The organism is Microbulbifer jejuensis, from assembly GCF_047289955.1.
In the GTDB taxonomy this organism is placed as follows: Bacteria; Pseudomonadota; Gammaproteobacteria; order Pseudomonadales; family Cellvibrionaceae; genus Microbulbifer.
The window spans coordinates 1-14,970 of the sequence record NZ_JBLBUB010000033.1 but is presented as its reverse complement, the minus strand read 5'-3'; the positions used below and the strand labels follow the sequence as shown (position 1 = coordinate 14,970).

17 protein-coding genes and 1 tRNA gene are annotated in these 14,970 nt (G+C 51.3%); 7 read left to right on the top strand and 11 right to left on the bottom strand.

The genetic code is table 11. The features are described 5' to 3' along the window. Positions 1–259: 259 nt before the first annotated feature. From ACL7TT_RS17910 to ccmA, 7 genes are all read right to left on the bottom strand, one after another. Complete coding sequence (locus tag ACL7TT_RS17910) at positions 260–844, bottom strand: DsbE family thiol:disulfide interchange protein (protein WP_413397460.1); 585 nt, start codon at positions 842–844, stop codon at positions 260–262. Between the two features lie 17 nt (positions 845–861). After that, a complete protein-coding gene (locus ACL7TT_RS17905; protein ID WP_413397458.1) occupies positions 862–2,856 on the bottom strand; it encodes a heme lyase CcmF/NrfE family subunit in 1,995 nt (664 codons plus the stop codon). Beyond that, entirely contained in the window at positions 2,853–3,302 is a 450-nt protein-coding gene (locus ACL7TT_RS17900) for a cytochrome c maturation protein CcmE (RefSeq protein WP_413397495.1), read from the bottom strand. Before ACL7TT_RS17900 ends, ACL7TT_RS17905 begins: the two co-directional genes overlap by 4 nt. 96 nt (positions 3,303–3,398) lie before the next feature. Next, a complete protein-coding gene (ccmD, locus tag ACL7TT_RS17895; RefSeq protein ID WP_413397456.1) occupies positions 3,399–3,623 on the bottom strand; it encodes a heme exporter protein CcmD in 225 nt (74 codons plus the stop codon). A gap of 1 nt (position 3,624) precedes the next feature. Then, on the bottom strand, positions 3,625–4,368 hold the full coding sequence (locus ACL7TT_RS17890; RefSeq protein ID WP_413397454.1) for a heme ABC transporter permease: 744 nt from the start codon (positions 4,366–4,368) through the stop codon (positions 3,625–3,627). A 13-nt stretch (positions 4,369–4,381) separates the two neighbouring features. Further along, positions 4,382–5,059 carry a heme exporter protein CcmB gene (gene ccmB / locus ACL7TT_RS17885; protein WP_413397493.1) on the bottom strand — a complete coding sequence of 226 codons (678 nt, stop codon included), beginning with the start codon at positions 5,057–5,059 and terminating at the stop codon, positions 4,382–4,384. A gap of 22 nt (positions 5,060–5,081) precedes the next feature. Beyond that, positions 5,082–5,756 carry a cytochrome c biogenesis heme-transporting ATPase CcmA gene (gene ccmA / locus ACL7TT_RS17880; RefSeq protein WP_413397452.1) on the bottom strand — a complete coding sequence of 225 codons (675 nt, stop codon included), beginning with the start codon at positions 5,754–5,756 and terminating at the stop codon, positions 5,082–5,084. A 311-nt stretch (positions 5,757–6,067) separates the two neighbouring features. Between ccmA and ACL7TT_RS17875 the strand changes: the two genes are divergently transcribed. Continuing rightward, complete coding sequence (locus tag ACL7TT_RS17875) at positions 6,068–6,775, top strand: 2OG-Fe(II) oxygenase (RefSeq protein ID WP_413397450.1); 708 nt, start codon at positions 6,068–6,070, stop codon at positions 6,773–6,775. Positions 6,776–7,256: 481 nt separating this feature from the next. Here ACL7TT_RS17875 and ACL7TT_RS17870 read toward each other — a convergent pair whose 3' ends face one another. After that, positions 7,257–7,439: a PA3496 family putative envelope integrity protein gene (locus tag ACL7TT_RS17870; protein WP_299947400.1), complete on the bottom strand. Its 183-nt coding sequence runs from the start codon at positions 7,437–7,439 to the stop codon at positions 7,257–7,259. A gap of 435 nt (positions 7,440–7,874) precedes the next feature. Between ACL7TT_RS17870 and ACL7TT_RS17865 the strand changes: the two genes are divergently transcribed. Further along, positions 7,875–7,950 (top strand) — tRNA-Arg (locus tag ACL7TT_RS17865). 526 nt (positions 7,951–8,476) lie between these two features. Here ACL7TT_RS17865 and hdeA read toward each other — a convergent pair. Beyond that, positions 8,477–8,890: an acid-activated periplasmic chaperone HdeA gene (gene hdeA / locus ACL7TT_RS17860; protein WP_413397448.1), complete on the bottom strand. Its 414-nt coding sequence runs from the start codon at positions 8,888–8,890 to the stop codon at positions 8,477–8,479. A 1,552-nt stretch (positions 8,891–10,442) separates the two neighbouring features. Here hdeA and ACL7TT_RS17855 point away from each other — a divergent pair. The 5 genes from ACL7TT_RS17855 to ACL7TT_RS17835 all read left to right on the top strand — a co-directional run bounded on the left by ACL7TT_RS17855 (position 10,443) and on the right by ACL7TT_RS17835 (position 13,795). Next, positions 10,443–11,276: an OmpW/AlkL family protein gene (locus ACL7TT_RS17855; protein WP_413397446.1), complete on the top strand. Its 834-nt coding sequence runs from the start codon at positions 10,443–10,445 to the stop codon at positions 11,274–11,276. A 536-nt stretch (positions 11,277–11,812) separates the two neighbouring features. Next, on the top strand, positions 11,813–13,027 hold the full coding sequence (locus ACL7TT_RS17850; protein WP_413397444.1) for a tyrosine-type recombinase/integrase: 1,215 nt from the start codon (positions 11,813–11,815) through the stop codon (positions 13,025–13,027). A 30-nt stretch (positions 13,028–13,057) separates the two neighbouring features. After that, on the top strand, positions 13,058–13,222 hold the full coding sequence (locus ACL7TT_RS17845; protein WP_413397442.1) for a hypothetical protein: 165 nt from the start codon (positions 13,058–13,060) through the stop codon (positions 13,220–13,222). A 116-nt stretch (positions 13,223–13,338) separates the two neighbouring features. Then, a complete protein-coding gene (locus ACL7TT_RS17840; protein WP_413397440.1) occupies positions 13,339–13,641 on the top strand; it encodes a type II toxin-antitoxin system death-on-curing family toxin in 303 nt (100 codons plus the stop codon). A 43-nt stretch (positions 13,642–13,684) separates the two neighbouring features. Further along, a complete protein-coding gene (locus ACL7TT_RS17835) occupies positions 13,685–13,795 on the top strand; it encodes a SymE family type I addiction module toxin (protein ID WP_413397439.1) in 111 nt (36 codons plus the stop codon). A 66-nt stretch (positions 13,796–13,861) separates the two neighbouring features. Here ACL7TT_RS17835 and ACL7TT_RS17830 read toward each other — a convergent pair whose 3' ends face one another. Both ACL7TT_RS17830 and ACL7TT_RS17825 read right to left on the bottom strand, forming a co-directional pair. After that, complete coding sequence (locus ACL7TT_RS17830) at positions 13,862–14,398, bottom strand: hypothetical protein (protein ID WP_413397437.1); 537 nt, start codon at positions 14,396–14,398, stop codon at positions 13,862–13,864. After that, a complete protein-coding gene (locus tag ACL7TT_RS17825) occupies positions 14,398–14,772 on the bottom strand; it encodes a hypothetical protein (RefSeq protein ID WP_413397435.1) in 375 nt (124 codons plus the stop codon). The genes ACL7TT_RS17830 and ACL7TT_RS17825 overlap by 1 nt, the downstream gene beginning before the upstream one ends. Positions 14,773–14,970: the final 198 nt, after the last annotated feature.

Here is a 14,970-nt window from a genome sequence, read left to right as displayed (position 1 = left end):
AATAGTTGCGCCTTCAAAGAGTGCCACTGCTCTTGTGGCACCGTGATAGGGATCGTGACTTTATTGGTATATTCCACCGCGCCACAGCGGCCCTGGTGACGAGTGACCAAAAAACGCAGGCGGGATTGCCAATTACCAGGGCTGTACAGTGGTGATTCGCATGGGGATATTGAGTGCGAACCTGATCGGGCTACTGTTGAAAACGCACTTTATCTTTGACAGGACCCAACAAACAAAGCGACTTCTCTTCTCTTCGGTTTCACTGACAACGGGATAAGAGGGAATCTGAAAGATCACCGGCAAATTCCTCCCAACGCTGGGTGGTCAGCTTTTCATAGAGGGGCTGCAGCTTAGTTTGCCACACCTTGTCGTCGACAATTCCCACATGTTTGCAGCGTATCGTGCCTCCCGCATCAACCAGAAAGGTTTCCGGTGCGCCGAACACACCGAGATCAAGGGATAGACGCCCCTCTTGATCGGCCAGGCTGAAGCGGTAGGGATTGTGGAACTTTTCCAGCCATGCCAGAGCAGCCTTTTCGTCATCTTTCAGGTTAACACCCACAATAGGGACGCCCCGCTCCGCCAAAGCGTTGAGATAGGGGTGCTCGACCCGGCAGGCTATGCACCAGGTGGCCCATACATTGAGCAGATGTGGCTCCCTGGGCAGATCCTCTTTACGCACAATCTGATGGTTATCTGCCACCTTGGGCAGGGAGAATGCGGGCACCGGCTTGTTTAATAGCGCCGAGGGCATTTCCTGCGGCTCCAGGAACAAGCCGCGCCAGAACAATAGCGCCAGCGCAATAAAAATAAACAGGGGCAAAAAGAGTTTTACTCTCGACATTCCATCCATCCAGAAACTTATACGGCGGCCAGGGTACCCGGAACTTGCGCAGATTCCACAGAGCGTGCGGCTGTGGCTTTGCGATACCGTTTGTCTGCCACCGCAATGCCCCCACCGATCGCCATCAACAGGGCCCCGAGCCAAATCCACACCACATACGCCTTGTACTGCAGGCGCACTGCCCAATCCCCACTGGGGTTATTGCCCTCCAAGGGCTCTCCCAGAGCCACATGAATATCGCGCAACAAGCCAGTATCAATGGCCGCTTCCGTCATGGGATTGCCACCGGAGAAGTAATTGCGCTTTTGCGGGAGCAACTCGCCTAAGAACTCACCATCTCGGCTCAGTTGCAGGACCCCCTCAAAGGCATGGTAGTTGGGGCCTTGCACCAAGCGCACACCGTCGAATTTGAAATCATAGCCGGCTACCTGATAACTGTCCCCAGTCCCCATACGCAGATCTTTCTCCACGCTGTACACTGTGCTTAATACCACCCCAAGCACCGCTACTGCCAGGCCGATATGGGCGAGGTGCATACCGTAATAACTGGCGCGCTGGCGCTTGAGGCCCGCGATAAAAGGCTTGGCATTGCGGGACTTGAGCACAATATCCGCGAGGCTCGAGGCCAATACCCAGGCACCGATAAAAATACCCAGCACCGCACCCCAGTGATAGTGATCAAAAGCCAGCGGCCAGAGCAGGGCTACCACCAGCGCCGCCAGGAAGGGCAAACGCCAGGCGCCGAGGAGTTTATCCCAACGACTGTTTTTCCAGTTGGCGTGGATACCCATGCCCAGCAACAGGCACAGCACCACCATCAGAGGAACAAAGAACAGGTTGAAGAACGGTGCGCCCACGCTGATTTTGCCCCAATTCAAAGCATCCGCCAGCAGTGGGTACAGAGTACCGGTCAATACCATGGCCATAATCAATATCAGTAAAATATTGTTGCCGAGCAGGAAAGTCTCCAGGGAACGGAAAGAGAAAACACTGCGGGCACTGACAGTGGGTGCACGCAGAGCAAATAACAACAGGGACGAGCCGATAACCACCGCCAGGAAGGCCAGGATAAAGCTGCCACGCTGCGGATCTGTAGCAAACGCGTGTACCGAGGTAATCACTCCGGAACGCACCAGGAAGGTACCCAACAGGCTCAGGCTGAAGGTGAATATCGCCAGTAAAATGGTCCAGCTTTTGAACAGGCCGCGCTTTTCCGTCACCGCCAGTGAATGCATCAGTGCAGTACCCACCAGCCAAGGCATCAGCGAAGCATTTTCCACCGGGTCCCAGAACCACCAGCCGCCCCAACCCAGTTCGTAATAGGCCCACCAACTGCCCAGCGCGATGCCAAGGGTGAGAAAAGCCCAGGCCACACCCGTCCAGGGCCTGGCCCAGCGCGCCCACACCGCATCCAAATGCCCACCCAGCAGCGCTGCAATGGCAAAAGCAAATACAACCGAGAAGCCCACATAGCCCATATACAGCAGGGGCGGGTGGAAAATCATACCCGGGTCCTGCAACAGGGGGTTCAGGTCGGAGCCCTCTACCGGCGGGAAAGGCAAAGTACGATCAAAGGGGTTCGAGGTCAGCAGGATAAACAGGAAGAAGCCAATCAACACCATGCCCAATACTGACAGCACCCGCGCCGACAGCTCCGGCGGCAGTTGGCGGCCGAACATGGCCACCGCGGCAGCCCAGCCGGCCTGCATCAGCAGCCACAAGAGTATGGAGCCCTCGTGGCCACCCCAGACAGCAGTGATCTTGTAGTAAACGGGAAGAATACGGTTGGAGTTCTGCGCAACATAGTCAACCGTGAAATCACTCTGCACAAAGGCAATTGTCAGGCAGGCAAAGGCGATCAGAACAAATGCAAACACCCCAAAAGCCAGGGGCCGCCCCGCCGCCATCCACAAGGGGCGCGCCGTGTAACTGCCGGCAATCGGTAGGGTTGCCAGGGCAAAGGACAGCAGCAAACCGGCAATCAGTGCAACATGGCCCAACTCGGGGATCATATTTTTGCTCCACCGGCACAACTTTCATGGGAAACCATGCTCTCCGCCACTTCCGGCGGCGTATAGGTTTCATCGTGCTTGGCCAGTACCTGATCGGCGCGCAGGATACCGTTTGGCATCAGCCGTCCGGTGATGACCGCGGCCTCGCCCTCGGCAAACAGATCCGGCAGGATCTTGTCAAAAGCCACGGTTAATTCCGCTTCGCCATCGGTAATCACAAATTGTACCTCCAGGTTCTTGTCCGCGCGTTGGAGACTGCCCGGCACCACACAGCCCCCTGCGCGGATGCGCTTCTCGACGGGCACCTCCCCTGCAGCAAAGGCACTGGGCGCATAGAAGTAATCCATATTCTCGCGCATCGCAAAAGTCACAAAGCCCACTGCGGCGCTGGACAGGGTAACCAGAACAAGTACCAGAATCAGGCGCTGCCGGCGTACAGGGTGCATTGTCATGGGAATACTCCATTAGTGTTCATCTTATCCGCCCGGCAACAGCCGGCGCCGACTCAATAACCAGACCAATCTCTGCCGACCTATGCCGACCTATGCCGACTCTACTACAGCCATCCGCTCTTTAGTGACCTTGCGTCGGCGCTGCACTATACGCTGCTGGCGCTGCAGTTCGCGCTGGATCCGGCGGCGTGTAATCCAGGGATACAGGGCCAGGAAGGTGAGCGCTGCAAAAGTCACCGCATAGGAAATCCACACATAAATGCCGTGGCCATCCATCATCAGGAAATCGGCAAAGCTGGTAAATTGAAACTGCATACTACTTCCCCTCAGTCAGTACCTGTTGTACCCACTTGGTACGAATCTCCCGACGCAACAGCAAGATGCGGGTGTGCGTAAGCAAGGTCCAGGCGTACATGCAATAGAAGCCGATAATTACAGTCAGCAGCGGATAGAACATGCTCGGGTCGATACTGCTGGCTTCCATCAAGCGGAGAGTGGCAGGTTGATGCAGGGTAAACCACCAGTCAACCGACTTGTAGATAATCGGAATATTGACCGTACCTACCAAGGCCAACAGCGCACAGGCCCTGTCGGCAACCTGTTCCCGGTTCACGGCCTGGGACAAGGCCATCACCCCGATATACAGAAACAACAAAATAAGCATGGAGGTAATTCGGGCATCCCACACCCAATAAGCGCCCCAGGTGGGCTTACCCCAAACGGCACCGGTAAAGAGTGCGATAAACGTCAGCACAGCGCCAATGGGTGCTGCCGCCCGCATCACGACAAAAGCGAGCTTCATCTTCCAGATCAACCCAATGGCACCACTGACCGCCATAAGATAGTAACCGGCCAGAGCGAGAAAGGCCGCCGGCACATGGACAAAGATAATACGATAACTATTACCCTGTTTGGCATCTTCCGGCGCAAAACCTAGACCCCAGATACTGCCAACAGCCAGTAACATTGCACTGGCGAACGCCAGCCAGGGCAGCCAGGCACTCGTCTTATGATAAAACCAGCGTGGTGAACCCAAGCGGTGAAACCATTGCCAAGCCAAAAAGACCTCCGAATCAATTATCCAGGCTGATACGTACTGCGACCGCAGCGGCCAAAGGAGCCAGTGCTGCTGCCGCAGCCAGCAGAGCGGCCAGTATCGCCAGCTGTGCACTGTAGGCATAGCCATCGATAGCCGCCTGCACCGCGCCGGTGCCGAAGATTAGCACGGGCACGTAGAGCGGCATAACAATAAGCGCCAGTAGCAAGCCAGGGCGTCGCACAGCCACCGTCAACGCCGCGCCTATAGCGCCGATTAGACTCAGACTGGCGGTGCCCATCAATAGTGAGATAAACAGGCATAGATACCCCTCCCCAGGCAGGTTCAACATCACTGCCAACAACGGCGACAACAATGCCAGCGGCAGGCCCGTAACCATCCAGTGCACCAGGGATTTCGCCAGTACGGCAAAGTACAGGGGTTGCGGCAGCAAAGTTAGTTGCTCGAGGGTTCCATCCTCGAAGTCACTGCGCAACAGACTCTCTTGGGACAGCAGGGTAGCGAGCAGGGCCATCACCCAGATCATGCCGGGGGCCACCTTCGCCAGCAACTCGGGCTCGGGTCCGAGCCCGAGGGGCAGAAGGGCAAGCACCGAGACAAAAAACAGCAGGGGGTTGGCGATATCTGCCCGCCGGCGCAGTGCCAGCAACATTTCAATCCTTAAGAATGTGGCAAGGTCGGGTTCAGCGCGCATGCCACTCACCAGTGGCTGGATATCAACTGAAGACATGCTCTGCCTCCACAGCCACCAAAGATTCATCGACCATAAAGTCAGATAAATCGACAGAAGCGAGCCTTCCGAGGGATAGAGGCTGGTGGGAAGTGAGCAGGATAGAGCCACCGGAATGCAAATGGGCGGCCATCTGCTGTTCCAGTGTCACCACCCCGACTGCATCAAGTGCAGTGAAAGGCTCGTCCAAAATCCAAAAGTGCGGAGCCTGAGGCAAGAAAAGACGCGCCAGGGCTACCCGGCGATTCTCTCCCGCGGACAGGCCGTGGCACAAACTGCCTTCAAACCCGCTCAGACCCACACAATCCAGGGCCCAAAGTGCTGACTCTCGGGTTGCCCCATACCAGATCAGGTTTTCCAAAGGTGTCAGACTACCACGCACCCCTCCCTGGTGCCCGATATACAGCAGGGATTCACGCAAAACAGAAAGCGCGCCTGGAAAGGGACTGCCGCACCACAGGATCTCACCACGGAAATCACTGGCAGTGCCTATCAAGGTACGCAGCAGCGTCGTTTTGCCCGCGCCATTGCTACCTTTGATCTGAATCGCAGTGCCCGTACACAGCGAGAAATCCAGACCCTCAAACAAGCGCCGGCCATCCCTATCACAGGCCAGATCGCGTACTTGTAAGACCACTGGGAACTTGGGAGTCACAGGCATTGCTGGAATAAAACTGCTCTTTCGAAAATATGAACGGCATTATACCGGCACTTGCGCCAATTGCATGGTATTCAACACAGTCGCACCCACATGGAATCGGACCATTCCAGAAATACTGGGTAGAAGACAAGGATTTTTGTTCGCCGGTATTGGCTCTGGCCCCAGCCTCTGATATTTTGCCAGGATCATGAGGCGGTACAAACCCCGCGCCACATACTCTGTATAGAGGCAAAACCCTTTGGTCGACCTCAACAATGTTCTTCGATGTAACCCGGTGCGAATACCGGACCAGCCTGTAAGGATGCACAATAATGACTAGTCTCGCTGCGAACGCCAGCCGCTGGCTCAATGCCGATGCCTTAACCGGCGAAGATACCCAAATCAACCTTCAGCCTTTCCCGTTTTTTATTGCCAGGAATACCCTGAACAAGGAGAAGATGCCCGCATTTCTGGAGGCCTTCCCCCATCTCAAAGGTGCCGGCTACCTCCCCCACGAGAAAGAACAGTGTGGAGCCGCCATTAATACCCTGATCGAGCAATTCACCGATCCGGAGTTTGCCAACGCTATTGGAAGAAACCTGGGTATTGAAGAACTCTCCCAATACCCGACCTATGTCTCCATCAGTCGCACACTGAAAAAGCGCCACGGCAGAATACATACCGATGGCAAGTCGAAAATTGCCACCGCCCTGCTCTACCTCAACCCCGAGTGGACACTCGATGGCAATGGCTGCCTGCGCTTCCTCAGGTGTATTGATGACTTTGAGGATACCGTCGCTCCGGAAGTAAGACCTTCATACGGTACCCTGGCTGCTTTTAAACGTGCAGACAACTCTTTCCACGGCCACCTTCCGTTTGAGGGCCAGCGCCTGGTAATCCAGGTCGCGTGGCTGGTTAGTGCCGCCGACAAGGAGCGCAAAGCCAAGCGAGGAAGACTGTCTCATATATTGAAGCGAATACTGGGGTGGTTTAGTGGCAAGCAGGGTCCGAATGGGAAAGACGCCGCCACACCAACGTAAATACACCCTGGCGAAGCGGTCTCAAATTCTCGACCGCTTCAATACTAAAATAGAGGCAAACACGAGAATTCTATCTTGCTTTTTTACACACAAAATACCCTAACAGAAAGCCGAAAGTAGCCTGCCTGCGTCCCGAACCACCAGAATACAGACCTTCTATGCACAGAAATTTATTGGCAGATCAAAGTATCAAAAGAAAAATAAAGTGGATAGTTAAAGCGGGCTTAAACAATGCCAGAAATCTCATTAAAATCTGAGAGGAAAAACCATTAGCAATCTGCATATCCACTAACATTTTTAGAGTGACTATCAACCCTACAGACAAACACGACACTTGAGAACTATCTATGCTTTCCCATGAAGAGGCAGCATGTCCTTTGACTCCACCTGTATCTCAAAAACTCGCGGCAGCCGCGACAGCAAGTTTGTGCAGTGCGCAACCCCAGCAAATTTTTTACTTTCCAGGTTTATACGTAGATCTTTAATTTTCGAAGTCATACTCCATTAGTTCGCGCCTCAGACGCATCTCCTCAAGTTTATCCTCCACCATCCGGCGTGCATCGCGCGGCGGATGGCAAGTGGCCCGCTTTAATATCTCAGTGGCAATTTCTGGAATATCCACAGCATCAAAATCCATGTACTTTTCGTTAACATGACCACTCATACGAAACCCCACAATCTTGACTCGAGAAAGCAAAAAATATCTTTTTACAACCAGAACCTACTCGCAGGTTAGCCACCTAAAACAAATAGGGTCAAGAAAAAAATTACAGGAAAACAATGACAAGCTTGCGTCAAACTTTGCACTTCTATGGAAGTGCAAAAATGTCCGCATAACAGCCCATTGGTGATATGAATCTAACGAAAGTACCCACAGGAATTGTGAAAAGATTTCGAAAAATCACCGATTCTGAAATCGCGGGAATTGTAGTAACTTGAGAACCGGTCTGTTACTGAGAGTGACAAGCCACTACCCCGGCATCGACGAGGCAATGAAAAGCGACCATTTATCAATCATTGATGGCATGACATTTGCCCTCATACAGGATAGAATAGGATGGCCTCCTCGTCAGTACTTGGCTGTCTCGTGAAGGCATCTGCCCCCGTCGGTTAACAGGATAAACCACGGACCTCCTAAGTCCGGACTGGTGGTTCGAGTCCACCCGGGGGCGCCACCTATAACCAACCTCCCGGATACCGGCGACACGCCCAAAAGAGCGATATCTTGGCCAGACGTATAAACCGCGCGTGGATACCCCCCTAAACACCCCATCACTCCAAAACATGCCAGCCATCTACTAGCACTGCTCTGCATTTGGTGCAATTTCTAACAATATCATTCATAATCCAACCTCATTTGACTATTTAAAATTCAGTCAACACTTCACCTGTAAGGTTGAAAGTTCTGTAACTAATGCCAACACAAGCACTAACTGCCCGCACCCTTAAACCGAAAGCGAAACATCAAATATTAGCTCTGTTCAAGTGAACAAAGCAGTCGCGGTGGTGCTACCCATCTGACCCAACGACTTCAGCCAACTGAAAAGCCGGGGACAGACTCACGATGTAAAGAACAATACCAACCCAGTGGATGAAAAACCCTGAAGGACCTTTATACTTTGGGTTAGCAACATTTCAGCCCTTTGAATTGGCAGAGCAAAGCCCGGCTTTTGCCGGACTCAGCAGAGGGCATAGAAATCGCTACTGCATCGTGTTGTTGCCGTTAGGTCCACTATTATTGTCGTTTCCGTTGCCATTTTGCATGTTCATCATCTTGTCGGATTTTTCCTTATCGTGATGCTTTCCCATCTTATGCCATTCTTCTTTGAACTTGGTCCAGAAAGACTCGTTTGGCGCCTTGGCACAGGCGGTGATAATCATCGGGGTCACCTTTTCTGTACCATCAATGTCTAAAATATCACCCTCTTCCTGGCCGCGCTTTGAGAAAGCCGCAGCCCAGTAGACGGCCTTGGGCTTAAACTGGTCATCAATTGCCAAAAAGTCCGCACAGGTCCACTCCTTTGCCGGCTTCTTGGAATGGGTTTCCGCGAAGACAGCTGCAGAAGCAGTAAGACTGGCGATTAACAAGGGAAGGATGTACTGCTTGCTTTTCACAATCATTTCTCCAAAATTTCCGGGAGGTTACCCCGTGAATTGACGACAGGTCACATACAATTTGCGCGCTCCCTGAAAACTGTTGGATCTCGGCACACCCATCACCGCGAACGCCCCGGCGGGCTAGTAAGTGCCTGCCGGCCCAGGCCTGCAACAGCGGAAACGCAAACCAAAGCAGCAAATGAAAAGGCGCCTGACTCATAGAAAGAATAGACGTATTTTTCATTTTTGAGACTATTTCGTGAAGCTTTCCTTTTTAAGACCTTCAGGAAGCCACAACGAATCTGGAACAGTGCTCCAACCCCCCCTGCGTGAAGAATCAAGGCATGGAGGGATTGGAAAAGTAACTGGAGGTCGGGTCATCTCACGAATCAGAACACCCTTTTTAATTCAAGAGTACAACACAGCGACAGCGACCTTTATTTATAAGCACTCTTGAATAGATCCACTCTTGCCCACTATGAGCGAGGCAATCTATCTGACTGCGAGGTCAATGAACCCATTGGATACCCTATGAGACACCGCTGACTGGAGGTCTGTAAGTTTCTGGGCAGTCACCAACGGGGAGCTTTGCGTGAAATTATAAGTTGGCAGGGTATACATTTTCCCCATTATCCGGATCAATTTTTCTATAGTGTATATCCTATATAAAAATCAATGATATCACCCGCTGAACTACCCCTTACTAGGAGAGGGCAATTAAAGCCACAAGACTATTTCCCCTGCTAAACCGAGCGCACCTGAGGATGCTGGAATATGACTGTATAAAAACCCCACTCCTTTCTTCTGAGTAAAAGCTTGCCAGAAAACAGAAATCCCTCTAAACGGGCACCGAGCCTCTCCAGCATGGATACAATATACGCTCAAACCGTAAAGCCTGAGCCCCACCATAACTATCTCCCGGCAAACCCTCAGAATGACGATTACTCCTAGGTTTATTCTGTATGAACTGAGGAAAGTGACGCGATAAACTACCGAAAGTATCCTATATCCGGCTTATGAAAGAGCTAATCCTGTCAATGCACTTCAAGCACGCATGCCAAAAGAGACATCAGCAAAGTCGTTTGTGCCAGGCATCACCTATTTCTGTCAAATGGCAACTGGCAACTGGCAACTGGCAACTGGCAAACTGCAGTCAAGATTCACTACCTCAGGTCGCCTAGCGAGTGATATCGGCCTATAAAGCTATTCGAATGACAGAGAAATTAGGTGGCTACAATCGTGGAATTGATTCTCACCAGAAATCGTACCGACTCCACTTCAAATCGTTTTTACTCCCTACTTCACAGCCACATGGATTATTTTTTATTTATAAACGCCCGCTTACAGAAGCGGAAAATATGCACCAGGGGCGTATGGTTTTTCTCTCAATCAAGCCTGCAGTAGGAAATATATACGCCAAAAGACCACCTTCATGCCAGATAACACTAAATATATTTTTAGACGCCAACATTTGACCTTTTTTCTACACCCGTGATTTCGTGCGACTAGACTGACCATTGATTGGGCTGATTGCTGTTTGATCTGCTGAATATGAATGGAGTTACCACAAATGAAGATGACGCGTATTTTGATCCCTGTAATGACGCCCCTCGCCTTAGCAATCTCTAGTGTCGCTTCGGCAGGACCCTCTGGCTATGCCCCACCTCCGCCGCCCACCCAGGAAATTAAGTTTCGTATTGGCGGAGCCTATGTCTCACCAAATTCCGACTATGTCACCTTTTCTGATGCAGTGCTCATATGGCCGGAAGATTTATTTGACTGGGGTGCTTTTCGAGCCAATGTGGACCCGGATGAGGAGTGGGGCTGGTTTATTAGCGGCGAATGGAAACCAATGGATCACTTCAGTGTATCATTAAGTTACACCGATGGAGATCGCCACGATGGAGGCAATCGCAGACCCTGGCTTCGCCGCTTTAACAATGGAGACTTTTTTGACCGCCATCGCGGCGACTTTGCCCGCTGGGAGCCAGAATTTACGGCGCTATATCTAAACTGGTATCCTTTGGACCCCAGTTGCTTAGTGCAGCCTTATATGGGGGTCGGTATAAACTATACCGACTTTAGTGACGAGGACCTCAGGGACTGGGGGTGGGTCGATCCGGCAACCGATATTTTCCTCCCCTTTTCTGGCGACCTGAGCCTGGGATACAGCTGGGGATACACCTGGCAGATTGGTGTTGACTTCAACTTTGGTCATGATAGCAGCTGGTTAATTAATGTTGCTGCTGTCTTTTACGACGTAGATACTGATATTGAAGTAAGTACCTTCTTTACCGATGCCAGTACCGGGGATCTCTATTTCCACCGATTCGGTGGCGATTATCTCTATGATCCTTGGTCATTCAATATAGGTGTCGGCTACAAGTTTGATTTCCACTGGTAATCAAATTCGCTTTAAAAGAGGGCGCGCCAGCGCCCTTTTTTATTTTTCCAACAACCCAATCACTTTTCTCTCACTAGTTACCGAAAATTCAAAAAGGGATTCCACAAGTATTTTAAGTGCCAGAATAATAGGGTTATTAAATCCAAAGTTAACACCGGATGGTTGGCTTTACAGTAATGTTATTTACCCTGATAAGGTGGAAGGATACAGATCTTAAAATGGTGGACCCGACTTGGTTTATGGCCCGCTTTTGGCAATAAAAAAGCTCTGTCTCTTAACTTTCCGTAGCATATTCATGCAATGAGAATAAAAAGAGCCAAAACTTATGATAATTGGCCTAATCGCTCTAAGATATTGGGTATGGCGGTGAGAGAGTCCGCTTATATGCCTTCCAATACAGCCCTATAGATTCCACCAAACCCTAGTAATTACAGGGCCTGCGAGCTATATTCCTTCCAAATTTATCCAAAGTCTACTCAGGGAATCCACGGCAAAGTGGGGGACCAAGTGGGGGACTGGAAGGCTATGGGGAGAGTATGGGAAAGCTAACCGCAAAAGAAATTGAAAGGATTAAGGCGCCGGGGAAGTATGACGACGGGGACGGCCTGCGCCTGGTTGTTAGGCCCTCGGGAGCCAAAAGTTGGGTTTTACGCTACCAACTTCACGGAAAGCGCCGCGAGATGGGCCTGGGTAGCCTGGATGATGTGGGTCTAAAGAAAGCAAGGGCTGAAGCCGGAGTACAGAGAAAGTTGATCCTCCAGAGCAAGGACCCTGTAAACGAACGGCGACGTATTCAGCAGGAACAGAAATCTGTCGCGCAAAACATGAAAGCGCAAAAGGCGACCTTCAGCGATGTGGCCGACTTCTACATACAGTCACACCGCGAAGGCTGGAAGAGTGCCAAGCACGCCCAACAGTGGGAGAACACCCTGAAGCAGTACGCGCACCCGGTTATAGGCGACAAGGCCCCCTGCGAAATCACTACCGACCATATGCTAAAGATATTGAAGCCAATCTGGCTCGAGAAACCGGAAACAGCGAGCAGGGTCCGGAACCGCGTGGAGCTTGTGCTGGATGCCGCTAAGGCCAGAGGGCTCCGAGTGGGGGAGAATCCGGCCCGCTGGCGCGGTCATCTGGACAAATTGCTGCCAAAGCGCTCAAAGGTACGGAAAGTAAAACACCACAGCGCATTACCCTGGGCAGAGCTGCCGACGTTCATTCAGGAAGTCTCCAGGCGCGAAGGATTGGCATTCAGGGCCATGGAGCTGACCATCCTTACTGCCACCCGCACCAGTGAGGCGCTGGGAGCTGCCTGGGATGAAATCGACTTCAACACCAAGACTTGGACAATCCCAGGTGAGCGGATGAAGGCGGGCAAGGCGCACCGAGTACCTCTGGCGCCGCCTGTGGTGGTTCTGCTGGAATCTCTACCCCGGATCGACGACAACCCGCACCTCTTCCCTGGTCAACGCAAGGGACGCCCCCTGTCAAATATGGCCATGCTTATGGCACTGCGTCGTATGAAGCGAGATGGCCTTACTATGCACGGATTCCGATCAAGTTTCCGCGATTGGGCGGGAGAAGCTACTCCACACCCGCGTGACGTTTGCGAGCAGGCCCTAGCCCACAGCCTGGGGGACTCTGTAGAGGCTGCTTACCGGCGCGGCGACTTGTTCGAGAAGCGAAAGTTATTGATGGCCGACTGGGCCACCTATGCAAGTTCCGCTCTCGCGGATACAAATTTCCAGTGATACAACGTAAGGAATACAAAGGGAGGTCTCATGTCTACCTATACCATTCCAAAGGGTGCCAAAGAGCCGCCACCAAAGGTTGAGATAATTGACGGACGTCAAGTAAAAGTTGTGCATCCGAAAAGTGCAAGCGAAACCAGTAAACGCCTCACGGCTAAATATTCCCGAGCACTGAATATACTCAAGAACCGCTAAGGAAGGGCGCATATGGTCAATGTGGAAGACCTAAAGCACCTCACCGCAGATGATGTGCAAAGCTACCATGACTACATCCTCGGCCATAGCCCTGGGCTGAAAGGTACCAAGCCGGGATGCACGTCGAATCGCTCACCGGGCGGATTCATCACAATATCTTTTATGGCTCTTTTCACGGTATAGAAGAGGTTGCGGCACTATATGCCGAGGCCATAACCAAAGGCCACGTCTTCAACGACGGCAACAAGCGAACGGTTCTGATTTCCATGCTCACCTTTTTCGAAGAGAATGATGTTGGCGTTGATACAGACCAGGAACACCTTGCCGAGTGGATCATCGATCTGGCAGATGGGCGAGCGACCCATAAGGAGTTCGCCCCCTGGCTAAAGACGCGCCTGCGGGGTAGCCTCCCCGCATAGCTTGCTTAGCGATCTTGTGCTCATCCATTAATGAAATAGCTCCGTGCCATGGATCACAATCAGGGGCCACTGGCTTGAACGGGCCGGCTTTGTGGTGGATACGCCGATCAAGGTCAGGGTCATGGAAGGGTGTTTGGTGTTGACTGCTGAATAGGTGTCTTAAAGACAAAGCCCCGGCAGATTGCTCTGCCGGGGCTTTGTAGGTTTCTACAAATCACTTTTACGTAGAAAAGACGGTCTGCTTTTCAACCCTACGCTTTAATACAAACCGCTTCTTGCCCTCTTTACCGCCTATTTCGTAAAAAACATCCAAAACTATAGCCCCATCGTCATTAGATGCTTTGCCTAGCCATGAACTTTTCAGCTCAAATAGCTTAACAGGATTACCTGCATCATACTCTCTTGTTGGCTGTCTAGAAAAAACTTCAATATCCAAATCTTTACTTAAATTCAAGCCAGAACCCATTACTATGGCCTTATTTATTTTTACCTTTTCCTTTTTCTCTGAGTAAACTCCTATCCAGAAAAAATACTCTGTGTGTGTTGCAGCTTTTATGCTAGCAACAAACAAAACCCCATTGTCGAAAAATGGAGAAAGTAATGGATCACCCATATTTAAATCTTGGTAAAACCTTTTTGAAGGCTTATGCTCATAGAATACCAGTTCGGCTGTTTGGCAGGCTGAAAGTGCAACGCCGTAAAAGGTTAGCATTAAAGTTTTTAATAAAATGGAGCCTTCTCGCCCAATAAGATTCATTAGTTTTCCCCTCTTACATTACCACCCAAGATATACGGTGCAACATCAAGAGCGGCATGGCCCAACCCCTGATCAGCCCAAAGCACCCAACCGGGGACATCATACCAATTGTTTGGAACTGGCGCGGGATTTACATAATTATACGTTCCCATATACCTTGGATCAGTCACAAGCAGGGATGTATCGCCATTAAATACAGCCTCTCTTCCATCCGAGTGAATAAACTTCGCCTCAGGATTTCCAATCCCATCATCGTGAAATACAGATTGGGCTGCCGATAGTTTCGTCCATCCAGAAGCTGGATTTACAGCTTGACCATATGTGGGAAGATCCCCATTTCGTCCAGCTCGGCCTTCAAAATGCCAGGAAGTCAACTTCCCCCAAAAACTTTTGCCACCGCCCTTTTGTGCAAGTTAACCGCTTTTTATAACGCGGATTCAACCTTGAAGTGCATACCATTTATGCGGCTTGTGCCGCCAAGTAATTATCCATTAAATCTTCTGGTGTTTCAAAGCCTAATGTTTTCCTTGGGCGGTTATTTAAATCGCATACCACTGCATCAACCTCCCCCT